At 47.4% G+C, this 26,762-nt stretch carries 20 protein-coding genes and 1 pseudogene; 9 read left to right on the top strand and 12 right to left on the bottom strand.

The window, feature by feature from the left end:
- Positions 1–10: 10 nt before the first annotated feature.
- Positions 11–901, bottom strand: a complete 891-nt coding sequence (locus tag FCL48_RS20635) for a TIGR02285 family protein (protein WP_136875211.1) — start codon at positions 899–901, stop codon at positions 11–13.
- Between the two features lie 521 nt (positions 902–1,422).
- Here FCL48_RS20635 and FCL48_RS20640 point away from each other — a divergent pair.
- Positions 1,423–3,834, top strand: coding sequence for an acetate--CoA ligase family protein (locus FCL48_RS20640; RefSeq protein WP_136875213.1), 2,412 nt, complete (start codon positions 1,423–1,425; stop codon positions 3,832–3,834).
- 115 nt (positions 3,835–3,949) lie between these two features.
- Here the strand turns inward: FCL48_RS20640 and pabB are convergent, their stop codons facing one another.
- The 6 genes from pabB to FCL48_RS20670 form a co-directional block, all read right to left on the bottom strand.
- Complete coding sequence (gene pabB / locus FCL48_RS20645; RefSeq protein WP_136875215.1) at positions 3,950–5,407, bottom strand: aminodeoxychorismate synthase component I; 1,458 nt, start codon at positions 5,405–5,407, stop codon at positions 3,950–3,952.
- On the bottom strand, positions 5,404–6,042 hold the full coding sequence (locus FCL48_RS20650) for an aminodeoxychorismate/anthranilate synthase component II (protein ID WP_240744906.1): 639 nt from the start codon (positions 6,040–6,042) through the stop codon (positions 5,404–5,406). The genes pabB and FCL48_RS20650 overlap by 4 nt, the downstream gene beginning before the upstream one ends.
- Positions 6,043–6,295: 253 nt before the next feature.
- On the bottom strand, positions 6,296–7,693 hold the full coding sequence (pntB, locus tag FCL48_RS20655; protein WP_136875217.1) for a Re/Si-specific NAD(P)(+) transhydrogenase subunit beta: 1,398 nt from the start codon (positions 7,691–7,693) through the stop codon (positions 6,296–6,298).
- Positions 7,694–7,704: 11 nt separating this feature from the next.
- A complete protein-coding gene (locus FCL48_RS20660) occupies positions 7,705–9,258 on the bottom strand; it encodes a Re/Si-specific NAD(P)(+) transhydrogenase subunit alpha (RefSeq protein WP_136875220.1) in 1,554 nt (517 codons plus the stop codon).
- Between the two features lie 325 nt (positions 9,259–9,583).
- Entirely contained in the window at positions 9,584–11,167 is a 1,584-nt protein-coding gene (gene gshA / locus FCL48_RS20665; protein WP_136875222.1) for a glutamate--cysteine ligase, read from the bottom strand.
- A gap of 508 nt (positions 11,168–11,675) precedes the next feature.
- Positions 11,676–13,451 carry a PP2C family protein-serine/threonine phosphatase gene (locus FCL48_RS20670; RefSeq protein WP_136875224.1) on the bottom strand — a complete coding sequence of 592 codons (1,776 nt, stop codon included), beginning with the start codon at positions 13,449–13,451 and terminating at the stop codon, positions 11,676–11,678.
- Positions 13,452–14,043: 592 nt separating this feature from the next.
- On the opposite strand from FCL48_RS20670, the gene FCL48_RS20675 reads away from it, so the two are divergent.
- From FCL48_RS20675 to FCL48_RS20690, 4 genes are all read left to right on the top strand, one after another.
- Positions 14,044–15,246, top strand: coding sequence for an efflux RND transporter periplasmic adaptor subunit (locus FCL48_RS20675; protein WP_136875226.1), 1,203 nt, complete (start codon positions 14,044–14,046; stop codon positions 15,244–15,246).
- 3 nt (positions 15,247–15,249) lie between these two features.
- On the top strand, positions 15,250–18,390 hold the full coding sequence (locus tag FCL48_RS20680) for an efflux RND transporter permease subunit (protein ID WP_136875228.1): 3,141 nt from the start codon (positions 15,250–15,252) through the stop codon (positions 18,388–18,390).
- A gap of 4 nt (positions 18,391–18,394) precedes the next feature.
- Positions 18,395–19,810, top strand: coding sequence for an efflux transporter outer membrane subunit (locus FCL48_RS20685; RefSeq protein ID WP_169309305.1), 1,416 nt, complete (start codon positions 18,395–18,397; stop codon positions 19,808–19,810).
- A 101-nt stretch (positions 19,811–19,911) separates the two neighbouring features.
- Positions 19,912–20,535 carry a TetR family transcriptional regulator gene (locus FCL48_RS20690; RefSeq protein ID WP_136875230.1) on the top strand — a complete coding sequence of 208 codons (624 nt, stop codon included), beginning with the start codon at positions 19,912–19,914 and terminating at the stop codon, positions 20,533–20,535.
- Positions 20,536–20,585: 50 nt separating this feature from the next.
- On the opposite strand, the gene FCL48_RS20695 is transcribed toward FCL48_RS20690, so the two are convergent.
- Positions 20,586–21,614 carry an NAD-dependent epimerase/dehydratase family protein gene (locus tag FCL48_RS20695; RefSeq protein WP_136875231.1) on the bottom strand — a complete coding sequence of 343 codons (1,029 nt, stop codon included), beginning with the start codon at positions 21,612–21,614 and terminating at the stop codon, positions 20,586–20,588.
- Between the two features lie 299 nt (positions 21,615–21,913).
- Here FCL48_RS20695 and FCL48_RS20700 point away from each other — a divergent pair, with 299 nt between their 5' ends.
- From FCL48_RS20700 to FCL48_RS20710, 3 genes are read left to right on the top strand one after another with little or no spacing between them, the layout of a single operon-like run.
- Complete coding sequence (locus tag FCL48_RS20700; protein WP_136875233.1) at positions 21,914–22,648, top strand: hypothetical protein; 735 nt, start codon at positions 21,914–21,916, stop codon at positions 22,646–22,648.
- A gap of 20 nt (positions 22,649–22,668) precedes the next feature.
- Positions 22,669–23,259 carry a methyl-accepting chemotaxis protein gene (locus tag FCL48_RS20705; RefSeq protein WP_136875235.1) on the top strand — a complete coding sequence of 197 codons (591 nt, stop codon included), beginning with the start codon at positions 22,669–22,671 and terminating at the stop codon, positions 23,257–23,259.
- A complete protein-coding gene (locus FCL48_RS20710) occupies positions 23,252–23,785 on the top strand; it encodes a hypothetical protein (protein ID WP_136875237.1) in 534 nt (177 codons plus the stop codon). Before FCL48_RS20705 ends, FCL48_RS20710 begins: the two co-directional genes overlap by 8 nt.
- A gap of 164 nt (positions 23,786–23,949) precedes the next feature.
- On the opposite strand, the gene FCL48_RS20715 is transcribed toward FCL48_RS20710, so the two are convergent.
- The 3 genes from FCL48_RS20715 to FCL48_RS20725 form a co-directional block, all read right to left on the bottom strand.
- Complete coding sequence (locus FCL48_RS20715; protein WP_136875239.1) at positions 23,950–24,285, bottom strand: HigA family addiction module antitoxin; 336 nt, start codon at positions 24,283–24,285, stop codon at positions 23,950–23,952.
- A gap of 11 nt (positions 24,286–24,296) precedes the next feature.
- Positions 24,297–24,578: a type II toxin-antitoxin system RelE/ParE family toxin gene (locus tag FCL48_RS20720; RefSeq protein WP_136875241.1), complete on the bottom strand. Its 282-nt coding sequence runs from the start codon at positions 24,576–24,578 to the stop codon at positions 24,297–24,299.
- Between the two features lie 463 nt (positions 24,579–25,041).
- Positions 25,042–26,172 (bottom strand): ISL3 family transposase, encoded by a 1,131-nt coding sequence (locus tag FCL48_RS20725; protein ID WP_240744907.1) that lies wholly within the window; start codon positions 26,170–26,172, stop codon positions 25,042–25,044.
- On the opposite strand from FCL48_RS20725, the gene FCL48_RS25550 reads away from it, so the two are divergent.
- A complete protein-coding gene (locus FCL48_RS25550) occupies positions 26,110–26,250 on the top strand; it encodes a hypothetical protein (RefSeq protein WP_240744908.1) in 141 nt (46 codons plus the stop codon). The genes FCL48_RS20725 and FCL48_RS25550 overlap by 63 nt on opposite strands.
- Before the next feature lie 90 nt (positions 26,251–26,340).
- On the opposite strand, the pseudogene FCL48_RS25975 reads toward FCL48_RS25550, so the two are convergent.
- Positions 26,341–26,547, bottom strand: a pseudogene (locus FCL48_RS25975) (ElyC/SanA/YdcF family protein); the annotation flags it as partial.
- Positions 26,548–26,762 lie beyond the last annotated feature (215 nt).

The raw sequence follows: 26,762 nt of genomic DNA on the forward strand, positions 1-26,762 counted from the left end.
AAAAAGGCCCTTAGTCGTTCAGAGAGTCGTAAAATTTCTGAGCCATTTTCCTGTGAACTTCTCTGGTAGAATCATCTAACCACTCCCCATAGAAGTGAATAAATTCTTTATCTCTGTGTTCTTTGACAATCTCATCAATTTGGCCGATAACCTTTCTTCCCCAATCGTTATTCGGGCAGCCAATATGGCCAACAGTGAAGGGTTCATTGCTTTCCTGTATCGGATAGTAGATAAAATCGTTAATCTCGTTGTTTTCTCTGACGAAAAATCCAGCTTCAACGGGATAGCCGATGAGACAGTCTATCCTGCCGAGGTTCATCATGTGTAACAGACCGCGGAAAACATCATTTCCCGAACGAACCAGGAGATTTTTCTGTCCGTCAAATTGTTCCAATATTTGGTCTATTCCCCCAGAATAAAGTCTGCCGCTTGATATTCCTAGCGTAATAGTGTCATCCCTTAAAAGTGACAAAAGAGATATGCGCCCATCTGCAGTAATATGGGGCACTAACTTGTTGTGGCTTTTTGTGGAAGTCATTATGCCGTTGGGGAGAACGACCATTGCAGGGAGTGAAAAAGCAATGAAGTCCTCACGCTCCTTTGTTTTATACAGTGATGGGCAACAGACATTGTTATTGTTTTTCAGTTCAACCACTATCCTTTTGAAATTGGCTGTTTGGAAATTGTGTTCATATTCGGGAAGACGTTCGATTAAAAAATACATGGCCTTGTCGAAAAAACCCTCATTGGTGTGGGTTCCAGAGGGAATGGTCACCGGGGGGAAATCGGCCCTGTACCAGGTAATATGGTCCTGTGGACCGGCGTTGGTGCCGGCAAAAGAGACGGAACCGCTGACGAGCAGCATTATGATGGTCAAGAAGAGTGTTACGGGAAATTTCATTGGTGTTATCCTGCAATTGATTGCATGGGCTTCCTTTTCTAATGTATCGAACCGAGTATAAAAGATGTCAAGCTAAGATGCTGTATAAAATTGTTATACAAGTTGTAGCCACTGATGTGTGTTCTTTGTTTGCTTTTTCATTGAATACTGTTCTGGTGATTTTTTTTTTGTAAGGGTAAACTCCGGGTGAAAATTGAGATGGAGTGCAACCATAACAAGGCCTGGGACAGCTCGGTTCCATCATTTCGATGGGACGCGCCCTGATTTCTCATCAAGACAATTTTTCGCAGGTCGAGACAAAAGCCTTCTCATGGAAGCGTAGACTCCGGTAGTACATTACTGCAAGTGGCTTGTAGCGCTGCAACTGTATAAAAATTTATTGTCCCGAAGGGTGAGCTTTTGCTTTGCAACGAAAAACCCACTGTTTTCTGCGACAGTAAATTTTTTTAATGAAATCATGCTGTTGAGTTTTTAAGCAAAATGCTCATGAGAAATGTGGACTACATTTACAAGACAACATTATGACACCTAAAATCACGACTCAGATCAATTTTCATGCAATTACAGAGCTTTTCAAGAGAGCTCAGCAGGAGAATCGCAACTTTCTTTTTGAGTACGAGGTGTATAACCTCCTTGCCAGGTCAGGTGCCGAAACACCCCCGAAATCTATCCTTATTCCACGGGGTGCAAGGCCTTCAGAGGAAGAGTTGCTTGCACTTCCGGGTGAGAAAGTGGTTCTGAAGATCGTTTCGCCCACAATCATTCATAAGACAGAGGTAAAAGGTGTTCAGGTTGTTGAGAAAGATCCTAATAAAATACGGTCTTCCATACGGCGGATGCTCTATGAGGTTCCGGAAAACTATGCTGCCTGGTGCCAGGCCAACCCGGATGGCATGCCGGACGTGTACCGGGGACTCGCCGGGGAGGCTTTGATTGCAGCAATCAGTCGTGATCTTCAGGGCGTGCTCATGGTGCAGTTTATGCCGCCTGATTCCGGGGCTTTTGGCAATGAGCTGATTGTAGGCCTCCGCAATACCAGGGAATTTGGCATGATTATCAGTGCAGGCCTGGGTGGAACCGATACGGAGCTCTATGCAAAAAGATTTCGTAAAGGCCAGGCTATAATAGCAGCTTCCTGCGAACTCACCGACGGTGAGAGTTTTTTTGAACTTTTCCGTAAAACAATTTCCTATAGAAAACTCGCAGGTCTCACCAGGGGACAACGGCGCATTGTAACAGATGAACAACTCATTGAATGCTTCAGCTCTTTTATAGAGATGGGATGCACCTATTCGATCACCAATCCCGATGCAGAATATGTCATTGAGGAAATGGAGATTAATCCGTACGCATTTACAGATTTTCTGATGGTGCCCCTGGATGGCATGTGCAAGTTTTCACTGCCACAAAGAGTGGACAACAGGAGGCCCGTTGCCAAGATCGACAATTTGCTTCATCCTAAAACTATTGGTTTGATAGGGGTTTCAGCCACGCGTAAAAATTTTGGTCGTATCATTCTCGATAATATTCTGGGGCAGGGCTACAGCAGGGAAAAGGTTTTTATTGTCAAGCAGGGAACAGATGAGATCGATGGTGTGGTGTGTGTGCCTGACCTTAAATCCCTGCCTGGAAAACTGGATCTTTTTGTTGTGGCAATTGGCGTGGAACAGGTTCCGGTTCTGGTCGATGAGATTGTTGATCTCGATTGTGCCAACAGTGTCATGCTAATCCCCGGGGGAATGGGAGAAAACGAGGAGAGTCGCTTGAGGGCCGAGCGGGTCATCGCCAAGATTAATGGTGTCCACGCAACAGAAGGTGGCGGCCCTGTGTTTTTAGGGGCAAACTGCATGGGGGTCATATCCCATCCGGGTAAGTATGACACCTGGTTTATCCCTGAGGAAAAACTGCCCAAAAATAGAAAGATCAAGCCTCACCGTGCAGCCCTGGTGAGCCAGAGCGGTGCATTTATGCTGCATCGCTCCAGTCAGTGCCCTGAACTGGCGCCCGCTTATCTCGTTTCCATGGGCAATCAGACCGATCTTACCCTGGGCGACATGGCAAAATATTTTAAGGATTCCCCTGAGGTTGATGTTATTGCTGTCTACGCGGAAGGTTTTAATGATCTTGATGGTCTTGAATTTGCCAAAGCCGTCCGTGGAGCTGTGCTGATGAGCAAAGAAGTCCTTTTTTACAAGGCTGGGCGCACCCCGGAGGGCCAGACAGCCACCAGCGGTCATACCGCCTCTCTTGCGGGAGACTATATGGTTTGTGAGAGCTGTATCCGCCAGGCCGGAGCCATCGTGGCCAGATCCTTTACCGAATTTCAGGATCTTTTTCTTCTGGCTGAAAATATAGGCAAGAAAAAAATCAAGGGAAACCGCCTCGCTGCGATGAGTGGCGCAGGCTTTGAGGCTGTTGGTATGGCAGATTCCATTCAGTCAGATGATTTTCAGATGCAACTGGCGAGTTATTCTGCAACAACGACTGGCGAGATTAAAAAAGTGCTGGCGGAGAAGGGGCTGGACAGGCTTGTCACTGTGTCCAATCCCTTAGATATTAATCCGTCTGCAGATGACGAGGCCCACGCGGAAATTGTCCGGGTGTTGACTGAAGACGGTGCCATCGATGCGATTGTTGTTGGCCTTGATCCCTTATCTCCGGCCATGCATACCCTTGATAAAACGCGGGGGCAGGCATTTTCCATGGATGCTGCAAAGGGGATTGTATCGTTGCTTTCTGAGGTGGCCAGTAACAGTGAGGTTCCCGTAATTGCGGTGGTTGATGGCGGAAGACTCTACGATCCTTTTCGTGATGCACTGCTGGGAAAAGGGATTCCGACTTTTCCAGTTTGTGACCGTGCGGTGGCCTCCCTTTCACTGTACATAGAAAGCAGGCTCTATGCCGATAGCATCAGGGCAGGAGTCACAGTATAGTAAGGACAGAACGCATACGCTCAACAGGCCACTGCATTTCGCCGGTTGCGCTGCAAAATGTAACGGATTTTGAGTGCTCTTGTACTCAAGTATCTGTGCAATGGATGTTGCTGTTTCACCCCTGCTGCCAATGTGAATGAGTCCGTCCTCCCTGGCAGGCCTCAATCAGATTTTTTCCTTTATGCAGGGTCTCCTCATATTCAAACTGGGGTACGGAATCGATGACGATCCCGCCTCCCACGGAAAAATAGAGGGTGCTGTCCATAATCGTGGCGGTACGTATGGCAATGGAAAGATCCATGGTGTTGTGGAAACTCAGGTAACCGATACTGCCGCAGTAAAGATGACGGCGATGGCTTTCCAGTTCATCAATGATCTCCATGGCGCGGATTTTCGGACAACCGGTGATGGAGCCTCCTGGAAATGAGGCCTCGATCAGATCAACAGAAGTTTTACCCGCATCAAGAACGCCCTCGACAATTGATACCTGATGGTAGACGTTTTCGTAAGCCTCCATGCGCTTGTGCCGGGCGACCCGCACGGAAAAAGGCGCGCACACCTTGCCGATGTCATTGCGCAACAGATCTACAATCATCGATAACTCCGCGTCATCCTTGTCGCTGCCGGCAAGGGCTGCTTGCATGGCCTGGTCTTCCTCCGGGCCTCTGCCACGTGGCATGGTGCCTTTGATGGGACGGGCTTCCACCTTGGAACCCCTGCGGTGCAGAAAACGCTCCGGTGAGGTAGAAACAATCTGATGGTTGCCTGCCTGGACATAGGCAAAAAAAGGTGCCGGGTTGTGTTGATAGAGATGGCAAAATAAGTTGTAACTATCTCCCGTAAAAGGGGTCTGAAACCGCTGGGAAAGATTGACCTGGTAAACATCTCCTGCACGGATGTATTCGCGCACCTGCTGCACGGCCTCTTCATAGGAGCTTTGGTTGAAGTTTGATGACAGTTCAACGCTGTCACCTGCAAACGAGGCACGTTCGGATCTTTTTACAGCAGCAATACGATCAAATTCAGCCAGCCAGGCAGCTGTATCCGGATATCCGGAGGCAGCCTCTCGTTTTGGTATCATCAGTTGTGTGGTCTTCGTCTGTTTATCATGGACAACCAGTAAAGAGTGGGCATAGAGCAGCATATCGGGCAGTTTGAGATCGTCTACGGTTGTGCACGGCAGCTGTTCAAGACAATCTTTTAAGTCATAGGAAAAATAGCCCAGAAGGCCAGCTGTCAGGGGTTCCGGCCATTCACCTTCGGGTAGAGCAAGCCTGTCCAGCAACTGGCGAAGGACTGCAAAGGGATTACCTGGGATAATCAGCTCCTGATCGTCTATGGTAACCTGAGTCTGCCGGATATTGGCTGAGAGGGTGAGCCAGGGGAGGGCGCCTAATATATGGTAGCGGGCGCAGTCGAGATCCCCGCCGCTCATAAGCACTACGGTGCCTGGCAAGTCGGCAAAACGGGACGCCAGTTCCAGAAAATCAATATGCAGCTCGATGTTTTCAATATGTACCCCTGACAGTTTTCCGACCCATGTACTGAGCGCATTCATTTTACTGTTCATCATATTTTCTCCATGGATCCGAGACGTAAAAAATTTTCTATCAATTGAAAACTGTGGTCGGTCAGAAAGCTTTCAGGGTGAAACTGTACACCGTGGAGCGGGTAGTGGCGGTGTGACAGTCCCATAATAATCTGGTCTTTGGTTTCTGCTGTGACAAGCAGTTGATCTAGCAGGGCATCTGGCCGCGGCTGGACAATCAGGGAGTGATAGCGGGCTGCGCGAAAGGGGGATGGCAGGTCCCTGAAAACACCTGCACCCTGGTGGAAGATATGAGATGTTTTGCCGTGCACGGGTTGCGGCGCGCGGGTGGTGAGACCACCGAACACTTCGTTGAGGCACTGCATTCCAAGACAGACGCCTAATATCGGAACATCTTTGTAGTAGGTTGCAATCACAGGCAGTGAGATGCCTGCATCTGCTGGTGCCTTAGGTCCGGGACTGATGAGGATATAGTCGGGAGAAGAGTGTGCCACTCCGGCGACATCTATTTGGTCGCTTCGATGTACCTGGATCTCCAGCGGATACTGGCGGAACATCTGCACCAGATTGTAGGTGAACGAGTCGTAATTGTCGATAACAAGGAGTTTTGCTGTCATTGCCGGATTTTTGATATCAGAGTTATAAATAAAAAAAGCCATCCCAGTGCGAGTCTGGGTGGCTTGGCCTATTACATAACTCGAAATATGCATATATGCAGATCTGAATTTCTACATACATGTTATGGCAATCTGCTGCGCTTTTAAGGTCTCCGTTTTGAATTAATAAAAAAACATTGGATCGTCAAGATTGTTATTGTCGGCAGCAGTAGAGATTCATGCTATCAAAGAGATGTTCTTTGCTCTTTGATAGCATGGTTTGAGTTTAGGATACCATATGGACAACACTTCGGGGTTAATCAATACTTTTTAATACCGCATCCAGGCTTTCTCGAGCGTCACCAAAGAGCATCCTGGTGTTTTCTTTATAGAAAAGCGGATTGGAAACCCCCGCATAACCGGTTGCCATTGACCGTTTTAACACGATGGTCGTCTTGCCTTTCCAACATTCAAGAACAGGCATTCCGGCGATCGGGCTGTCTGGTACCTCCTGGGCGGCGGGGTTAACGATGTCGTTGGCACCAATGACGATTGAGACATCAATCTTGGGGAAATCATCATTTATCTCGTCGAGTTCAAAAACGATATCATAGGGCACCTTTGCCTCTGCAAGAAGCACATTCATGTGGCCCGGCATACGTCCGGCAACGGGGTGGATTCCAAAGCGAACGTTTATCTTTTTTTCCCGTAATTTACGGGTAATTTCATGTACGGTATGCTGAGCCTGGGCAACCGCCATGCCGTAGCCGGGAATAATCATAACTTCTTTGGCGTCGAGCAGCAGTTCCGCCGCTTCTGCTGCTTCAACGGCTATAATTTCACCCGCTTCTTCTTCAGAACCTGCAACAGTTGTTCCCCCGGAGGTTCCAAAACCTCCTGCAATAACGGCAATAAATTTCCGATTCATGGCGCGGCACATGATGTAGCTTAAAATTGCACCGCTACTTCCAACCAGGGCACCAACCACGATGAGCAGATCGTTGTTGAGCATAAAACCGGTGGCTGCAGCCGCCCAGCCGGAATAACTGTTGAGCATGGAGACCACCACAGGCATATCGGCTCCGCCAATTGCCATGACCATATGAACGCCAAAGATAAGGGCGATAACAGTCATAAGGATGAGCGGAAAAGTACCGCTTCCCGCAGCAGACTGGCTGACAAAAACAGCACCGAGTATGGTTGCTGCCACAAGTAAACCAAGGTTAAGCCAGTGACGGGCTGGCAGCAAAAGAGGCTTGCCGCTGATCTTGGCGCTCAGTTTTAAAAAGGCGACGATCGAACCGGAAAAGGTGAGGGCACCGATAAGTATTCCAAGATAGGTCTCTACATCGTGGATTGTTTTGTCAATGCCAGTAAGAATATTGTGCTGGTCCATGAAATTGGCATACCCTACAAGCACTGCGGCCAGACCAACCAGACTGTGCAGGATCGCAACGAGTTCGGGCATCTGGGTCATCTGGACTTTTTTGGCAAGGGTAATTCCTATGGTACCGCCAATGGCGACGGCTGCAATCAGGATAAAATAATTGTCAGCGACAATACCGATAATTGTGGCAACGACGGCCATCAGCATGCCGAAAATGCCGTAAAAATTGCCGCGCCTTGAAGTCTCCGGACGGCTCAGACCCCCGAGGGCCAGGATAAATAATATTGTGGCACCAATATACGCTACAGTTACTATACCTTGAGACATGTGATCCCCCCTTACTTTCTGAACATGCTCAGCATGCGATGGGTGACGGCAAAGCCACCAAAAATATTTATGCTGGTAATCAAAACCGCGATTCCCGCCAGAAATACGATGAGAAACCGATCAGAGGAAATCTGCAGCAGTGCACCTATTACGATGATACTGCTAATGGCATTGGTAACGCTCATCAGGGGTGTGTGCAGCGACGGAGTGACATTCCAGACCACCATATAGCCGACAAAACAGGCCAGCACAAAAACGGTAAGATGGGACATGAAGGCAGGAGGGGCGACACTTCCAAGCCCCAGCAAACCAAAACAGGCTATGACAAGACCGACAATCACAGGAACCTGGCTTTGCTTTTTTTCAAGAACAGGTTTTACCGGCGCAGCCGTGGGTTGTTTTTTCGGGGCGGCTGAAAGTTTGGGGGCTGGTGGTGGCCAGGTTATTTCACCTGCGTGGGTGACGGTTGCTCCACGAATGATCTCATCGTCCATATTAAGAACGATCCTGCCATCTTTTTCTGGTGTCAGATCGGTTAGAAGATGGCGAAGGTTGGTGGCGTAGAGCTGGCTGGACTGGGTGGCCAGCCGAGAGGGAAGATCCGTATAACCGATGATGGTGACGCCGTGTTTTACTACCACCTGGTCCGGTTCACTGAGTTTACAGTTACCGCCCATTTCGGCTGCAAGATCGACAATAACGCTTCCTTCCTTCATTGTCTCAACCATAGCCTCGGTGATCAGCTCAGGAGCAGGTCTTCCCGGGATGAGCGCTGTGGTAATGATGATATCAATTTCTTTGGCCTGACGGGCAAAGAGATCCATCTCGGCTTTGATAAATTCCTCACTCATGACTTTGGCATAGCCACCCTCACCGGAGCCGTCTTCATCTGCAAAATCGAGCATCAAAAACTCACCATCCATGCTCTCAACCTGCTCTTTGACTTCAGGACGGGTATCAAAGGCCCGGACGATGGCTCCCATACTTCTCGCAGCACCTATGGCCGAAAGTCCGGCGACTCCTGCTCCGATAACCAATACCTTTGCCGGAGGGATTTTGCCGGCGGCCGTTATCTGTCCTGTGAAAAACCTGCCAAAATGCTGTGCGGCCTCGACGACGGCCCGATATCCTGCAATATTTGCCATGGAGCTGAGAGCGTCCATCTTCTGTGCCCGTGAGATACGGGGTATTGAATCCATGGCCAGCACAGAAACCTTTTTATCGGCCAGCTCTTTTAAGAGCTCCTGGTTTTGACCGGGCTGGATGAAACTGATAAGGGTCTGTCTTTCCCGCAGGAGATCAACTTCCCTGGCTGCCGGATCATTGTCGGTTTTTGGGGGACGAACCTTGAGGATGATCTCCGCTTCATTGTAGAGGGTCTGGCTGTCGTTTACCACCTTTGCCCCGGCGGCCCGAAAGGCGTCATCGGTAAATTTTGCGGCAGCACCCGCTCCGGTCTCGACAATGACCTCGAAACCCAGCTTTTGTAATAGTGTAGCAACCTCCGGGGTTGTTGCTACCCGTTTTTCACCCGTATGAATCTCTTTTGGAACACCTATACGCATACTGTGTCTCCTTTTGCTTTTGGCCAGTAGAACACTGTTTAAGCATGTGAATCTGCTTGTATTGACGACAACGTACTATAAAGTATAATTCTTTCTGCAAAAAGAAAGGTGTCTGGAATGGAAAATCTTTACAATCGCTGGCCAGACCGGCTTCAGCTGGCCTGGTTGGGAGATCATTTGTCGTAAATGGCAAAGAGAGGTGCCGGTTGCAGTTTCTTTTTTCGGGGTAATTTCCCCACCGTCGGTTTTCAAGGTGGCCTTTAACCCGAATTTCTGATCAATCAAGTTGTGTTTGCAATCAAAATGCTCATGGAAGAAATCCAGGTTAGCTGTATTTCTCGATGCCGCCCGTCCGGTTGCGACGCAGGAATTCATCAAAATCCAGGGTGTCATTGTCCTCGATTTCTTTGAGTTTTGTAACGGAATCTGATGCCTGGCGGGCAAGACTTGTGAGTAATGCCTCATCTTTGGGGCTCTGCAGCAGGGTTTGTTTATGCTCCTTACTCATATTTACCACCCACTGCGTGTACTCAAGGCCTGAGGACGTAAGGCGATCAAGAATCTGCGCAGATGGTGTGAGCGCGGACTCCTGTAGTTTTGCACGTTGAAATGTCAGGGCCTCGCTATATATACCTGTGTTGTGAACCGAGTCGAGTAGCCCGGCTGTCTGGTCCATCTGATCCATGAGTTTGATGCCCGCATCTTTGAGCTTTATTTTACCCCCGGGACAGAGGAGTTCAAGACCAGGCTCACGGCCTCTCGTGGTCACGCTCTGTAGATTTTCAGTGACCGTTTTGCATTCTTCAGGGCTTAACAGGTCATCTCCCATAAGCAGACAGCTGATCAGGAAAATATCTAAAAAGAGCGCCTGCCGCAGGTCAATGCCCAGAGGCAGTAAAGGGTTGATATCAGTATTTCGTACTTCGATGTACTGAACGCCGCGGTTTTTCAAAGCCAGTAAGGCCGTTTCACCAGGTTCTGGTACTCTTTTGGGTCGTACATCGCTGTAATACTCATTTTCAATCTGCAGTACAGTTGTGGAGAGTTGTCGATACTGACCGTCAACCTTAACTCCTATCTTCTCGTAAAGCGGATGCGTGGTGAGAATCGCCTTTGTCAGTGATTCTATATAAGTTTTGAGATGATTAAAACAGATACTCAGCGAGGACTGTGCCGTTGTGGAATAGCCGAGACCACTCATTCGAAGTGAGGTCGCGTAAGGAAGAAAAAGGGTATCTTCCAGTAATGGTTCGAGGTTGTGCTGTTTACCCGCTAAAAACGAGCGGGAAATCGCAGGCGAGGCACCAAAAAGATACAAGAGAAGCCAGGAATGACGGCGAAAGTTTCGTATCAGTGTAAAATAGGATGAGGACCTGAATGTTTGCAGACTTTCCCGGTCACCCTGGAGCTTTTGGTAGGCCTTCCAGAACTCGTCTGGAAGAGAAAAGTTATAGTGAATACCTGCAATGCTCTGCATCATTTTCCCGTAACGGTGGGCAAGGCCAACACGGTACAGATGTTTCATCTGTCCTTTGTTTGATTTACCGAATTGAGCGATCGGTATCAGCGACGCATCAGCAATATGGCAAGGCATGCTTGCCGCCCAGATCAACTCATTGTCCAGGTGGGAGTAGGTAAATTGATGGACCGCCTGCAAATAATCGAGTGTCGTTGCCGGATCGGAGAATACCGGAGTAATGAGTTCCAGGAGTGATTCGGAAAAATCAGTCGTAATCGAACCGTTTGTCAGTGGAGCCCCAAGTTCCTGGGGATGCAGAAGAAGAGAAAGCGCCCCTGATCCATCAACTCGCAGGCCTTCTTTTTCGATCCCATGGAGCACGCCTTTGAGGAATAACTGCGTATCATGGTTCTTCAGGAGTTGTAGCTGGCTTTCTAAGTGAGATGGCATAGGGATACTCTTCTTGGTCACTAAAGGGGAGTTGGTATTGTTAAACCGCTTATATGGTGAATGCGCAGGGGAGCGTAGCTAACATCTTCGAAGCTTTCAGATGTAGCTTTTATAACGCAGAACTGACGACAAAACCAGCGGTGAATATTTGTAACGACATGACTGTCTAACTGAGTTTTTGATTGATAAGAGTACGTCGGTATTTTTGTCATCATCTTTCTTCCAGGCGTTACCTGCCAACATTCCGTAAGTTTGTACAGGTCCTTGACAGCGACAAGCTATTATACTGTTTCTCTTGATCTTTTTGGAATGTACGGCTTATTCTTGATGAATCGACCAAAGTATAGTCTTGAAAATCACTTGTCAATACAGTTATTGAACGATTATTCAAGGTTGTTTTATCTGCTGTCTTTCATCGAATATAAATATTATCTCAAAAAAGCGAGATTGCAGGATGGCAAGAGTCCCGTTTGCTGAGGTGAAGAAACAATAATCACAATGCGATAAATTAATGTACTTTTTCTGGTCCTATTTTTCCTGATTTTCCAACCAAATCCTTATCTGGAGAAGAGGTTTTAATGATGACGCAGGTAAAATCGTCTTCAGCGGCAAGATTTCCCTGAAATGTAGAGAGTGCACGTGTAAGCTTGTCAATGATTTCTGCGGCCTTGAGGTGTGAGTTCTCCATTACAATTTTATTCACGGACCTCTTTCCAAACATTTTGCCATGAGGATCTCTGGCTTCCCAAATGCCATCTGTTCCGAGTAAAATTATTTGTCCTTCGTCAAGAGTTACTGCCTTATTTTTTGTAAATTGGTGGGTTGGATCAACTCCGAGTGCAATTCCAGGCCCCTTCAATTCAGAGATGGAGTTGGATTTGGGATCATAGAGTATGGCAGGGTCATGACCTGCACGTATCCATTCCATACTCTGATTCAGCGTATCAATTGTCAGGTAAAACATGGTCATAAAATTGCCTGAGTCACCCACATCTCTTGCCAGTTGAACGTTCACGTCTGAAATTATCTCCGAGATAGATCCAGGCAGAGCCGTGCGTTGGCGAAGAAAACCACGGGTTGTGGCCATCAACAATGCAGAGGAAATACCGTGGCCGGAAACATCGCCGATGACGATACCTATCTTGCTGCTATTTCTCTCCTCAAAATGAATGAAATCATAGTAGTCTCCACCTGTCTCATCACAATAAATGCTCAGTCCTGCTATATCGAGTCCGGGAACAACAGGGTTACTTTTAGGCAAGAGATTCTGCTGAACCTGGCCTGCAAGATTGAGAGAATGTTGCAGGGCCAATCGATGTTTCAAGCCCTTTGTCATGGCGTTCACAACGGTTCCGGCATAACCAATTTCGTCGCTTGAGGTGACAAGAATTTTTTCGTTATACTCTCCCTGCTCAACACCTTTAAGTCTGGTGACCAGATCATGTATAGGCTCTACAATTATGCGCGTTTGCAGTCGACTGAGGAGAGTTGAAAATAAAAACACCCAACCCGTAAGAATGAGGGTGAAGATGATCAGTTCTTTTCCATAAACCTCGGCGGAAACAGACACGTTTTCAAGTTCCCACTGGACCGTCAGGAGGGTTATAAGGAGGATAATTATAGGGATTAAGGCGGCCATACGGCTCACAATCAGTATCCGTCGCCCGAGGGAGCTCGGGGTACTTCCTTCCGTCTGGTCTAACACCCCTGCAGGGAAAAACAGGGGAATAAGTGTCTTGCGAGAAGCGATTTTTATCCGCAGGGTAGCAATTGAAGAGGAGATAAGACCAATCATACTTGCCCTGGCAGAAAAAATAATGGCTGTCTTGTAATCCAGCGTATCGTTGATGACTGCCCCCGTGGCAACCAATGCAGGTAGGAAAAACCAGAGTAATATGTTCATCTGGGCAAAGAGAATATGGAGTCTCAACAGTCTTTTTCTGGCCGCCTGCAACTGTTTTTTATTTGGCGTTCCTCCTTTTTGATCTGTTCGTAGACAAATTGTTATGGGCTTGAGCAACTGTCTCAAACCTAGGATTATGACGGTGTAAGAAATAAAAAGTATCAAGAACAGTCGAGGAAGAACGATACTTGCAAATGTAGTTGTAGAGGTTGTTCGGCCCTGTTCTGATATACTATTCACGGCAATTTGAAGTGGGGTGAACATATTCAGCAAGACCACGAAAGTTATGCCAAAGGTTGCCGCAACAATTCCGATCCAATAATAGTTAGTCAAGGTGACGCCCGCTGAAGCGGGGTGGGATATCTTTGTCTTTTCTGTCATTTATGATCCGCCAAGATGGATTCATCTGCTGATGAAAAAATAATTTTTTAAAAAAGAAGGTTGAGATGTGTGCAGATGTACAATCCTCAGATTTGATACAACAATAGATACTCTTCGATAGAAATTGTTTCAAACTTTTTAACCATGACAGCAGTTGCCAAGCGCAAGATAAACCAGCCGTATCATATAGAGGGAAATGTTGTTCTTAAGTTTTCAATTTTTGTTGTGTATTTCATAAAAAAAGTGGTTAAGGTTGAATGAGTATTCAAGAAAGACTGGCAAAAAATTGTCCTTTAAGAAAACATGAGTGATTGTTCAACGTTGTGTTCGTGAACCCTGGTGGAAAAAGCTCTACCATTTTCTGGTCGCTGCTCTCAAGCGCCGAGGAAATTAGCTGACAGCCTTCCTTCCACCACAACAAGGAAGCTGTCATGAACCTGGGAGTTCTTTTTAAGAGACAATTTGCATAATTCTTCACAAAAAATCTTGCATACATGCATGAATGTATGTATAAGTCTGATCCGTAAATAATCGCTGTGTACCTCAGGTCTGGACAGACCATAACTCCAAACAAAACAAAGGTGTTAACTATATGATATTGAATAAAATGAGACTGATTCCTGTGGTGATGCTGACCTGCCTGCTGCTTGGCGGCTGCCAGCAGGAGACGAAGAAGGCGGGAATGGCAGCACCTGGGCCCGTTGAAGTGGATGTGGTCACTGTCACTCCACAGGTTGCAGAACTGGCGGTTGAACTGCCTGGCCGGACAGCGGCTTTTCGGGTGGCGGAAGTACGACCCCAGGTCAACGGGATCATAAAGCAAAGGCTGTTTGTTGAGGGCAGTGAAGTGAGCGCAGGACAGCTCCTCTATCAGATTGATCCGGCGGTCTATCAGGCTAAGGTCGATAGTGCAGAGGCTGCACTTGCAAGAGCCCGGGCGGTAGAACACTCAACACAATTAAAAGCAGAACGATACAAGGTTTTGGTTAAAACCAAGGCGGTGAGTGAGCTTGATCAGATAGAGATCGAGGCGACCTGGAAACAGGCAGTAGCCGATGTTGCCTCAGCTGAGGCGGCGCTCAACAGTGCTCGCATCGATCTTAATTACACCAGGGTAACTGCACCAATCAGTGGACGTATCGGTAAGACGATGATTTCTGAAGGTGCACTGGTAACCGCCCAACAGAGCACAGCACTTGCGACAATTCAGCAGCTGGATCCACTCTATGTTGATGTGACCCAGTCGAGTATGGAATTGCTGAAACTCAAAAAAGATCTGTCAAGCGGTGCCGTTGCAGGCGATACCGCGATGCGGCGTGAGGTTGCAATCATTCTGGAAGATGGTTCTCAGTACGGGGAGACAGGATCCTTGGAGTTCTCTGATGTTACCGTGGACCAGACGACAGGTGGTATCACCTTAAGGGCTATTGTAGCCAATCCACGTGGGGAATTGCTGCCTGGTATGTTTGTCCGGGCAAATATTGTCAGTGGTATGAAAGCAGATGCCATTCTGGTTCCAGCTTTGAGTGTGTCCCGAAATGTTAAGGGCCAGGCCGTGGTCATGGTGGTGAATGATGAGTCAAATGTGGAAGTCCGCATTATTGAAAGCGGCCGGAATATTGGCGACAAGGTGATGGTAAACTCTGGTCTGAAAGGCGGTGAAAAGGTTATTGTGGCCGGATTGCAGAAGGTGAAGCCGGGGGTCGCGGTACATGCGATAGAACGAGAGACTCCCGTGGTTGGAATGGTCACCGGGCAAACAGAAGAGACGCAAGCCGTTGCGAAGGTGGAGTAGATCATGGCAGCATTTTTTATAGAACGTCCCATCTTTGCATGGGTTATTGCAATTGTAATTATGTTGGCCGGAGCCTTGTCCATTCTTCGCCTGCCGATCTCTCAGTATCCGGAGATTGCGCCTCCTGCGGTAACGATTACTGCAAGTTATCCTGGAGCGTCGGCTAAAACCGTCGAAGACAGCGTGACCCAGGTTATCGAACAGAATATGAACGGTATTGATAACCTGCTCTATATGAATTCCCAGAGTTCTTCTGCAGGGAGTGTCTCAATCACCCTGACCTTTAAGGCAGGCACCGACCCGGATATTGCCCAGGTCCAGGTGCAGAATAAACTCCAGCAGGTGACAAGTCAGATCCCAGAGGCAGTGCAGCAGCAGGGATTGCAGGTTGCCAAGTCAAACACCACGATCCTCCTGGTTGTCGGCCTGATTTCAACAGATAACAGCATGGATAAAAACGACCTCTCGGATTTTATGGTGTCAACCCTGAGAGATCCCCTCAGCCGCACCAAAGGTGTCGGCAGCATCCAGATTTTCGGCAGTCAGTATGCCATGCGTATCTGGCTTGACCCTCATAAACTCAACAGCTACCAGATGACACCCGGTGACGTCAGTGCAGCAATCAGTGCTCAGAACAATCAGGTTGCTGTAGGTGACCTCGGCGGGGTTCCCTCCGTTGCAGGCCAGCAGGTCAGTGCCAGTATGATGGCTCAGACAATGATGAGCTCCCCCGAGGAGTTTGGCAATATCCTGCTTCGTGTCAACGTCGATGGTTCGCAGGTACGCTTGCGTGATGTGGCCCGGATAGAGATCGGCGGTGAGAGTTATACGACCACCACCACCTTCAACGGTCAGTCGGCTTCAGGTATGGGTATCATGCTGGCAACCGGTGCCAACGCACTTGACACCGCTGAAGCGGTTCGCGCAAAGCTTGCCGAGTTGCAGCCCTATTTCCCGGCCGGGGTTACGGTGGTCTATCCGTATGACACCACAACCTTTGTAAAAATCTCCATTGAAGAGGTGGCACATACCCTCGTTGAGGCCATTGTCCTGGTCTTTCTGGTAATGCTGCTGTTTCTCCAGAACTTTCGCGCAACGCTTATTCCGACCATTGCCGTGCCAGTCGTACTTCTTGGTACCTTTGGAGTCATGGCCGCCTTTGGTTTTTCTATCAACACCCTGACCATGTTCGGCCTGGTTCTGGCTATCGGTCTTTTGGTCGATGACGCAATTGTCGTGGTGGAGAACGTGGAACGCCTCATGGCAACGGAAGGCCTTTCTCCGAAGGAAGCCACTAAAAAATCGATGAAGCAGATCACCAGCGCTCTTGTCGGTATTGCTCTGGTGCTCTCTGCCGTTTTTATTCCCATGGCCTTTTTTGGCGGGTCGACCGGTGCCATCTACCGTCAGTTTTCGGTGACCATCGTCTCTGCCATGGCCCTGTCGGTATTGGTTGCAATCATCCTTACACCGGCACTCTGTGCCACCATGCTAAAACCTATGGCAGCCGGTAGTCACATTGCAAAAGGCGGTTTTTTCGGCTGGTTCAACCGAATGTTTATCCGCAATACGGACAGATATGGCCGCAGTGTCGGCTACATTGTCAAACGTGCCGGGCGCTTTGGTCTGATCTACGTCCTTCTTGTGTGCGGTATGGGGTATCTTTTCACTAAACTGCCAACATCTTTCCTGCCCTCGGAAGATCAGGGTGTCTTCCTGTCCATGGTCCAGCTACCAACAGGAGCCACCCAGGAGCGTACTCAGGCGGTTCTCAATAAGGTTCGTGATCACTACCTGACCCAGGAAAAAGAAAATGTTGAAAAGGTTTTTACTGTGGCAGGTTTCAGCTTTGCAGGTACCGGCCAGAATATGGGCCTGGTGTTTGTGGGTTTAAAAGACTGGAGCGAACGTCCGCGTAAGGATCAGTCTGTTGACGCGATCATAGGCAGAGCCATGGGCTATTTCTATACCATTAAAGAGGCTCAGGTCTTTGCCTTTAACCTGCCTGCCATAAGGGGACTTGGTTCCTCAACAGGATTTGATTTTTATTTACAGGACAGGGCAGGGCTCGGTCATGAAAAGCTGATGGAAGCAAGAAACATGCTTCTGGGGATGGCGGCACAAAATCCCGGCCTCACCCGTGTTCGTCCAAATGGAATGGAGGATACACCGCAATATAATGTCGATATTGACTATGAAAAAGCAATGGCGCTTGGAATATCGGTAAGTGATATCAACTCCACTCTCTCTACAGCCTGGGGCTCAAACTATGTAAACGACTTTATCCATAATGGCCGGATCAAGAAAGTCTACCTCCAGTCCGATGCCCCTTACCGGATGCAGCCTGAGGATATCTCAAAATGGTATGTGCGCAACTCCGTCAATAAAATGGTACCGTTTTCGACCTTTTCCAGCGGTCACTGGAGTTACGGTTCGCCGCGTCTTGAACGTTATAACGGAAATCCAGCGGTGGAAGTAGTCGGTGAGGCCGCTCCCGGCCTTTCCAGTGGTGACGCCATGGCAACGATCAGTCAACTGGTGGCCCAGCTGCCTGCAGGAATCGGTTATGAATGGACGGGAACATCCCTGCAGGAACAGCAGTCTGGTTCCCAGGCACCGGGACTCTATGCCATTTCACTTCTGGTCGTCTTTCTCTGTCTGGCGGCGCTTTATGAAAGCTGGACGGTACCTTTTTCCGTTATGCTGGCCGTTCCTCTCGGTGTGCTTGGAGCCCTTATGGCAGCCTATTTTAGAGGGATGGAAAACGATGTTTATTTCCAGGTGGGGCTTTTAACCACCATTGGTCTGTCGGCCAAAAATGCCATTTTGATCGTGGAGTTTGCGAAATCTCTCTATGATGAAGGTGCCGATCTGGTCGAGGCAACTGTTGAGGCCTGCCGGATGCGGCTCCGCCCGATTCTCATGACATCTCTGGCTTTCATGCTTGGTGTTCTGCCCCTGGCCATCAGTACCGGCGCAGGCGCAAACAGCAGACATGCCATTGGTACCGGAGTTTTTGGCGGGATGTTATCGGCAACCGTTTTGGCTATCTTTTTTATCCCACTCTTTTTTGTGGTTGTTATGCGCCTCTTTAAACCAAGAAAAATTACAAAGTCCTCAGTCGCGCTGGTAGAGGGGCAATAAGATGATGAAAAAACAAATACAAAAGTGTTTTTTAGGAGCCTTGCTTCTTGCTGTAAGTGGCTGTTCCATGATTCCGGCCTATCAGTCTCCGGAATTACCCGTGGCCTCAACTCTGGGTGATCGATACCTCCGTGAGTTACCACAAGCTGCCGGTTCTGGGCAGACCCGGGATGTTTCAGAGCTGGGCTGGGCAGAGGTGTTTACCGACCCCGTTCTTCAGGACCTTATTGAAACTGCACTGGCCAATAACCGTGATCTGCGGGAAACTGCCTTGAATGTGGAGGCATACCAGGCCCAGTACCGGATCCAGAAGTCGAAGTTGTTACCGACGGTATCGGGAGAAGGGGATGGAAGCAAACTGCGCACTCTTTATAATTCCTCCCATGTGACAAGTGAAAGCTATTCCCTGCAGGTTGGTGTGACCTCCTATGAGCTTGACCTGTTTGGCCGGATCCGCAGTCTCAGCAATGAGGCCCTCGAGCAGTACCTGGCCATGGAAGAGTCACGCAAAACTGCTGCACTGAGTCTGGTCTCCGAGGTTGCAAGGGCTTATCTCAGCTGGCTCTCTGACCGGGAGCTGTTGCATATTTCCCAGGATACGGAACGTGTAGAACAAGAATCCTATGCCCTTGTGAAACAGCGAGTCGATGGCGGGGTTGCAACAGAGCTGGAACTGGCCCAGGCCCGTTCCAGCCTCGAAGCCGTCAGGGCTAACCTTGCCATGTACCGCAGGCAAGTCGCCCAGGACTATCACTACCTCAATCTGTTGACTGGGACCTCTCTTTCAGAAAAAGTCCTGCCCGAGCAGGGCATGTTGCGGGAATTCCAACCCCTGGCTGCAATGCCCCAGTCCCTCTCATCGGAGGTTCTGCTCCAGCGGCCTGATATCATGGCAGCAGAGCATGAGTTGAAAGGCGCCAATGCAAGTATAGGTGCGGCCAGGGCCGCATTTTTCCCAACGGTAAGCCTGACCGCCAGCGCTGGAGTGAGCAGCGATGACCTCTCAGGTCTGTTTGAGAGTGGTTCTGGTGCCTGGATGTTTGCGCCCTCCATCAGCGTGCCGATCTTTACGGCTGGCCGGCTGTCCGCCGAACTCGATGTGGCAAAAATAGAGAAAGAAATTTATGTAGCTCGCTATGAACGGGCAATACAGACCGCCTTTCGTGAAGTATCTGATGCCCTGGTTGCTGTTGATACCTACAGGGACCAGTTACAGGCACAGCAGGCAAATCTGGAGGCAACCGAACATTATTTTCAACAGGCGAGAAGCCGGTACGAGGAGGGAGTGGACAGTTTTCTCACCCTTCTTGATGCCCAGCGCTCACTGTACAGTTCTAAACAATCGTTTCTCACAATGAAGCTTGCCCAGTTGGAAAATCAGGTCAATCTGTACAAGGTACTCGGCGGAGGCTGGCATTGATTGGCTAACGTTCATTTTGGAGAGATAAACAGAAGTAAAGAGCGTGGAGAATTTTTCAAATTATTGAAAATATAAGGCAAGATGATGGAGCAACTATAAAGATGGCCAGAAAAACCAAGGAAGATGCTCTGAAAACGCGGGAGACCATAATCGATGCGGCTGTTCGGATTTTCGCGGTTCGGGGGGTGTCCCGCACAACACTTGTGGAGATTGCCCAGGAAGCCGGGGTGACAAGGGGAGCGATTTATTGGCATTTCAAGAATAAGGAAGATCTGCTGGAAGTTCTGTGGGATGATGTCTTTTCCCCTTTTGAGGCTGTGAACAGCGCAGCTGAAAAAGGTGAGGAGCGTGACACTCTGGGCTTATTAAAGAAGACATATCTGGATCTTTTTCGTGGCTTGTCCCAACATCCCAGGCGTTTGCAGATGCTGAAAATTTTTCTAAATAACAGCGAATCGGAAGATGATCAATCCTACCAGATGCAGTTGAGCCATTTTCGAGAAGGGCAATGTATTATAACTAAGGTCTACAATCAGGCCATTGCCAGAGGACAGCTTCCTGTATCCTTTGATGTGCATCTCGCCACCCTGACAACGATGGTTTTTATCAACGGACTGTTGCGAAAATGGATCATGTTTCCCGATGAACTCGGGGTAGATCATGAGATTCCGGCTCTTTTAGAAATACTTGACCAGATGATCCGCACTGGTTTCGTCAAGTCTTAAAGAAAAAGGGGCGCCGTTTGTAAGAACGGTGCCCCTTTTTTTTCACATTTTTACAGAAATTTATTGATGTACCATTGCGCTGCCTTATCAAGGCCTTCAGCGATAGAGAACTTGGGATTATAGCCAATCAGTTCCCTGGCCTTGCCGATATCGGCAAGCGAATGGCGCACATCTCCTGCACGGAAATCCCGGTAGGTTGGCTTTGCCTTGGCGGCTTCAGGATAATGGCCGGTGACCCGCTGCTGAATCAGTTCAAAAAGTTCAGTCAGGCTTGTCCTCTCTCCATAGGCTACATTATACACCTGGTTTCTTGCAGCATCATTTTCAGCCGTTGCCGCCATGATGTTTGCCTGCACGCAGTTTTCGATAAAACAGAAATCCCTGCTGGTCTCACCATCCCCGTTGATAAATACCGTCTCATCTTTAAGCAGGGCGGCAAACCATTTTGGGATAACTGCGGCGTAAGCCCCATCGGGGTCCTGTCGCTGGCCGAAGATGTTAAAGTATCTCAGCCCAATGGGATTAAAATTATAGGTTCTGGCAAAAACAGAACTGTACAGCTCATTGACAAGCTTGGTGACCGCATAGGGTGACAGCGGATTTCCAATGACATCTTCCTTTTTCGGTAAATCCGGATGGTCCCCATAGGTTGAGCTGGAGGCCGCATAGACAAACTGTTTCACCTTGGCGTCACGCGCGGCAACCAGCATATTGAGAAAGCCGGTAATATTATTTGCATTGGTCGTGATAGGATCCACTATAGATCTTGGTACAGAGCCAAGGGCCGCCTGATGAAGGACGTAATCCGCACCCGCGCAGGCTGCGTTACAGTCATTCAGAGAACAGATGTCACCCTGTATAAATTTGAAACGCCGCCACTGCTTGGGGCTTACCAGCTTTTCGACCTCGTCAAAATTATGCTGAAATCCCGTTGAAAAATTATCAAGGCCGACAACATTCTGGTCAAGTTTTAACAAAGTTTCCAGTAGGTTGGAGCCGATAAAGCCGGCGACACCGGTGATAAGCCAGGTTTTGGGGGCGTTTTGCAGTTCTTCCTGACGTTCTTTATAGCTGTGCATATTCTTTTCCGTGTGTATTGAAGAGTATAAGGTGTACTCTGGCAGGTGTGATTTAAGGTTAGATCATAACAGAAAAACTCTATTTTTATTATGGCAAATGCTACACTGCATAAAATTTTCGAAATAAATATTCTCTATATCAATTATCCATTTGTAATTTATTTCATTTTTACGATAATCTTGAAGACAAATCTGTCTATAACGGATCAAATTTGATACACTCGTGAAATGTTATAAACGAAGCAGGTCGAGCTTTTTACGAGGTCATCATTTTCTTAACCAGTTGAGAAGAAACCCTTATGAAGTATATCATCACAATAGCCGGTATTATCTGGGTTGCAACCCTGTTCACCCTCTACTTTGTCTGGCCCGAAAAGCAGATGGATGTAAACAATGTTGCGGCCACCGTCAATGGTCATAATCTCTCTAAAAATACCCTTACCACGGAAGGAAAGAGGGCAGGCTACCATAGTGACGAGTATGCAGAATTACTAGACTCCGCCATAACCCGTGAACTGTTGATTCAGGAAGCACAGCGTCAGAATCTCGATAAAGAAGAAAGTTTCAGGCTTTTGCTTAAAACCTTCTATGAAGAATCTCTTATCAAAACTTTGATGGACCGCATGTACGATGCACCTACAGCTGTGGTCACCGAAGCCGAGATTGACGCCTACCTCAATCTGTCCGGGAAAAGGGTTACCTTTACAAGATTGCCGGTAACCGTGGAGGAGACAGCGACCATTGCTTCAGATGAGGGGCCGCAAAACGAAGTGCTCTTTGATGATCTTGCCGATTCCATGAAAATGCTGCTCGCAGGTCTTCGCCCCGGCGAGTATCAGATAAAATTTGATACCGGAAGTGATCGGTACGCCATCCGACTGGACAAGGTGGTCGAAGATTCCGGTGTTCAGCCTGCACTTCCGGACCGCGAGCATGTCAAAAAGATGCTTGAAGAGTACAAACACCAGGAGCAGATTGATGCCTGGCTCCATGAGTTACGTAACAAGGCCTCCATTACAATTCATAACGGTTAAGAAATTCCATGGGTAAATCGATGAAACGGAGAAAGTATTTTATTAAAAAAGATTATCAGGGGAAACTGCTTCTCAGTGCATTCCTCATTGTGGTAGGTGGTGGCATACTCTTTAATGTGCTGTTGGGTTTTCTGTCGGCAGATTCCCTGACGATTTCCTATTCAAACCAGGAGCTGCAACTGGGTCAGACGCCCTTAATGCTTTTTAAGCAGGGACTTGCCGCCAACTGGCTGCTTATCGTGCTTGGCGGCGGCCTTGTCATGCTCGCCTCCCTGCTCCTGTCTCACAGGGTTGTAGGCCCTTTATATCGATTTGAAGCAACCCTGGATGATATGCTGAAAGGAAGGCTGAACACCACCATTCATCTGCGTGAAAAGGATGAAGGCAAGGAGCTTGCACAAAAGATAAATGATTTCAACAGTAAGGCATCCAACACTTTCCAGGAAATCGGTCAAAACAGCAAGGCGCTCAAGGTTCTTATCGACCAGGTTGCAGCACTGAACCTGCCGGAAAACGAAAAAGAGCAGCTTGCCAGCCTCTGCTGGTCCATGCAGGAGTACAACTGCAAGATCGCCAAACATTGCCAATATTACACTGCCAGGAATGAATAGACGAACAATCAGCATACTGCTGTTTTTTCTGCTGGTTCTTCTGATTCCTCCAGGGGCTCAAGCCGAGTTGCAAAGCAGATATGTGACATTGCGTTATAGCAATCAACAGCTGCTCCGTGATTTTAACGATGAGCTTGTCCTGGGGCGTAAACTGGGCTACTATCTGAAAAACAAGCAGATAGTCACCGTTCAGGATGAGGTCCTTGCCAAGCTTGATGTCATTATTGAAAAGGCGGAAGTTGTGCTGGATATGTTCCCGGCGAACTTTCGGATCACCGTTGTGCTGCTTCCTGACCGCAGGGCGGTTGGGGCAATGTATAAGACGAAATATGGTAAAACCGCCAACCATATCGCCTATTATTCCCTCAAGGAAAAGACCATCTACATCTCTGTCGATGACACCAAACTCCGGGTCATCGCCCATGAAATCGGGCACTCCATTGTGGACCACTACTTCCAGGTCCGTCCGCCCTACAATATCCATGAACTGCTGGCTCAGTTCACTGAGAAACATATTGTTGATTAGTGAGGTATAAAAACATGCCCTGTATTAATGGAGCATGATTAAGGCGAGCTCTCCAATTGACTACAATCTTTTGTCAACGCGCTTTTCAACATACAACAAGGCTCAAAAATTTTAGTGCGGCGCATTCAAGCTAATTTCTTATTTTGTTGAATGAAAACAATCAATTAGGCCTTGAGCAAATCATCTCCAGCCGATTTTGTCTTTTTCTTTTGAACAAATTTTACAATTTTCTTAAGAGATTCTTTTTCTGTCTGCTTTAATTTATCTAAATTATAATGCATTTGCAGTTTGAGAAAATAATCATCAGAAAGGCCAAAGTATCGAGCAAGTATAAGCCCAGTCTTCTCGCTGATTGATCGTTTTCCTTTGATGATTTCTCCAAGTGCAGTCCGACTCAATCCTGTATCTGCAGCAACTTTGTATGCCGACAGCTCTAAGGGCTCAAGAAACTCTTCCTGTAATATTAATCCTGGGTGCTCAAGAGCTATTAAGTTTGTCATGGTGCGTCTCCTTAGTGATAATCCACTATTTCTACATCAAAAGCGTCACCGTTTTTAAAATAAAAACAAATCCTCCATTGATCATTAATACGAATCGAATATGCCCCCTCACGATCCCCGGTCAACTTTTCCAGTCTGTTAGCCGGTGGAATTTCAAGATCTTTCACAGAAGAGGACGCATTGATCATTAAAAGCTTTCTTCTTGCTCTGACAAGAATGTTTTCAGGAAAGGCCTTCACCGTTTTCCTTATGTAGACTTTCTCAGTCTTTTTGCATTTGAAACTTTTAATCATAGTCAAATAGTATCGTCGAGCGATACTATAGTCAAGATGTTAAATGTATTCGGCTTCGTTATATATTTGTTTTTCGGTTGGTCAGGAGTCTAACCCGCATTTTTGATCAATAAAGTTTTTCGCAGGTTGAGGCACAAGCCATGAAGCAGGGTAAGCGCAGACTCCGGTAGTAAATTACTGCAAGCGGCTTGTAACGCTGCACCTGCGGAAAAATCTATTGATCCGAAGGGTGAGCTTTTGATTTGAAACGAAAAACACACTGTTTTTTGCGATAGTCTATTTTAAAAAATGAAATCATGTAGTTGAGTTTGTAATCAAAATGCTCATGTAAAATGTGGTTTTCTATGTGAGCACTATCTTGTAGCTGCAGCAACTTTGTATGCTGACAGGTTTAAAGACAACGAATTGTCAAAATGACATAGATTTGTACTCTCAATCAGAGTCTTAAGATGATTTTTGCGGTTCATCCGACTAAAGCGTACTTTGTCTCGTGAAGTGCCATTATCTTCAGTTTGAAAAAATCCATGTCTCTATAGCCATATGCTTTCCTCTGCATAGTTTTTATTTTGTTGTTGGTTCCCTCAAGAGGTCCTGTGGATAAACCATCAAAATCAAAATAGGCCAATATGCTATCAAGGTGCCTCTCTAGGGTTTTCGCGAACCTCAACAACATATCTATGCCTGAGTTTCTGGCCATCTCTATCCAACTCTTCAAATGCCATTCGGCAGCCTGCTTATCATCACCCCAACCCCAAACTTGTCGCAAATCCTCTTTCATGTAGTACACCGTGGCTAAGGGCTTGTTAATTTCCAGGGCTTGTCTCAAGCGCTCTACTGATTTTTCTTTGGTTTCAAGTTTCTCTCTCGCTGTTAACAACAACCAGCGGGTTCCCTTGAGAACTGATCGCTGCAATTTATCTGCTGTGACATTATGCAGATGTCTCCTGAAGTCGGATATCTTTTCATTCATCATTTTGATCACATGGAAATGATCAAAAACGATTACCGCCTTCTTCAGATTTTGACCTACTGCTTTGATATATGCCGGTGACATATCTATCGCGACAGCTTCAATCTTCACCTTCCGATATCGCCGCAGCCTTGCCCAGAATGGCTCCAGGGCTTCACTACCTTTACCATCGCCGACAAAAACCACTGCACCGTTATGGATATCCATTACAACTGTAAGATAGCCTCGTGACCCGACGTAGATCTCATCAATGGCAATTTGCTTCAACTCATTGAGATTGGGGTGACTATACTTCTTTTGAAGATATCTTTTTTGAATGCTTTTAATAAGGTCCCAACTCAAACCCAAATGTTTTGAAACATCTGAAATTGTCATATATCTAGCCAGATTGAGCACGTACCTTTCCAGGGATCTTGTGTATGTCAAACGAGGATCTGCAAAACCAATCTCTGACTGGCGTATGGCTCTACAGTCTTTGTATTCAACTCGGTGGACCTCGGTTTTAATATAGATCGCTTTCCTCCCTATGGGCAGGGCGTGAAACCAACGAGGCAGAGAACCATGCCTAATGATCCGCTTGCTTTTACATACCGGGCAACGGAGATTGAACCTCTTCCTCGATATTGTGTAAATGATATTACCTTCTCGATAATCGGTCCGGATATAGGTATATCCAACTATACCGAATCCGTGGTAAAGTAGACTCGTGGACATGTAGAATCCTCCTTATCTTTTGCTTGGTCGCTTTGATAAGGACTACATGTCCATTCTTTTTTCTATATCTTTTTCACCTCAAGTACGCTTAAACCGGAAGAACCGGTTTTGTTGTACTGGTACTGGGAAGTATTGTGTGAGAGAGGTCCGATCTAAAAAGCTGAGGTTTAATTTAAGAAGAAACAGTGCGCGAGGCATATGGTAGGTTGAAGTAACAAGTATTATGGATTTGATTTTGTTGTTTTTTATTGTTTGGGTCGTGTGATAAATGTCTTCAAACGTTGATCTGCTTTTGCCTCCTGGGAGTGGAGTAACAGGCGAAGTTAAATTACACTTTTTTAATAGCTTTTCTGATTACCCCTAAAGTTCAGTCGAGGTGAGAAGAGTATTGAGGTAGGACACTATTTGTCCTACCAGGTGTGTCATAATACCTCTAAAAAACAGGAGGAGGGACATGCCTAAAAACAAAATACAATTTCAAAAAGGTTTGAGCTTGCAGA

The organism is Desulforhopalus sp. IMCC35007 (assembly GCF_005116575.1).
Taxonomy (GTDB): domain Bacteria; phylum Desulfobacterota; class Desulfobulbia; order Desulfobulbales; family Desulfocapsaceae; genus Desulforhopalus_A.

Bases quoted from the DNA above. Each gene is read 5' to 3' on its own strand.
- FCL48_RS20635 (WP_136875211.1), bottom strand. From the start codon at position 901: ATGAAATTTCCCGTAACACTCTTCTTGACCATCATAATGCTGCTCGTC.
- FCL48_RS20640 (WP_136875213.1), top strand. From the start codon at position 1,423: ATGACACCTAAAATCACGACTCAGATCAATTTTCATGCAATTACAGAG.
- pabB (WP_136875215.1), bottom strand. From the start codon at position 5,407: ATGATGAACAGTAAAATGAATGCGCTCAGTACATGGGTCGGAAAACTG.
- FCL48_RS20650 (WP_240744906.1), bottom strand. From the start codon at position 6,042: ATGGCTTTTTTTATTTATAACTCTGATATCAAAAATCCGGCAATGACA.
- pntB (WP_136875217.1), bottom strand. From the start codon at position 7,693: ATGTCTCAAGGTATAGTAACTGTAGCGTATATTGGTGCCACAATATTA.
- FCL48_RS20660 (WP_136875220.1), bottom strand. From the start codon at position 9,258: ATGCGTATAGGTGTTCCAAAAGAGATTCATACGGGTGAAAAACGGGTA.
- gshA (WP_136875222.1), bottom strand. From the start codon at position 11,167: ATGCCATCTCACTTAGAAAGCCAGCTACAACTCCTGAAGAACCATGAT.
- FCL48_RS20670 (WP_136875224.1), bottom strand. From the start codon at position 13,451: ATGACAGAAAAGACAAAGATATCCCACCCCGCTTCAGCGGGCGTCACC.
- FCL48_RS20675 (WP_136875226.1), top strand. From the start codon at position 14,044: ATGATATTGAATAAAATGAGACTGATTCCTGTGGTGATGCTGACCTGC.
- FCL48_RS20680 (WP_136875228.1), top strand. From the start codon at position 15,250: ATGGCAGCATTTTTTATAGAACGTCCCATCTTTGCATGGGTTATTGCA.
- FCL48_RS20685 (WP_169309305.1), top strand. From the start codon at position 18,395: ATGAAAAAACAAATACAAAAGTGTTTTTTAGGAGCCTTGCTTCTTGCT.
- FCL48_RS20690 (WP_136875230.1), top strand. From the start codon at position 19,912: ATGGCCAGAAAAACCAAGGAAGATGCTCTGAAAACGCGGGAGACCATA.
- FCL48_RS20695 (WP_136875231.1), bottom strand. From the start codon at position 21,614: ATGCACAGCTATAAAGAACGTCAGGAAGAACTGCAAAACGCCCCCAAA.
- FCL48_RS20700 (WP_136875233.1), top strand. From the start codon at position 21,914: ATGAAGTATATCATCACAATAGCCGGTATTATCTGGGTTGCAACCCTG.
- FCL48_RS20705 (WP_136875235.1), top strand. From the start codon at position 22,669: ATGAAACGGAGAAAGTATTTTATTAAAAAAGATTATCAGGGGAAACTG.
- FCL48_RS20710 (WP_136875237.1), top strand. From the start codon at position 23,252: ATGAATAGACGAACAATCAGCATACTGCTGTTTTTTCTGCTGGTTCTT.
- FCL48_RS20715 (WP_136875239.1), bottom strand. From the start codon at position 24,285: ATGACAAACTTAATAGCTCTTGAGCACCCAGGATTAATATTACAGGAA.
- FCL48_RS20720 (WP_136875241.1), bottom strand. From the start codon at position 24,578: ATGATTAAAAGTTTCAAATGCAAAAAGACTGAGAAAGTCTACATAAGG.
- FCL48_RS25550 (WP_240744908.1), top strand. From the start codon at position 26,110: ATGCCTAATGATCCGCTTGCTTTTACATACCGGGCAACGGAGATTGAA.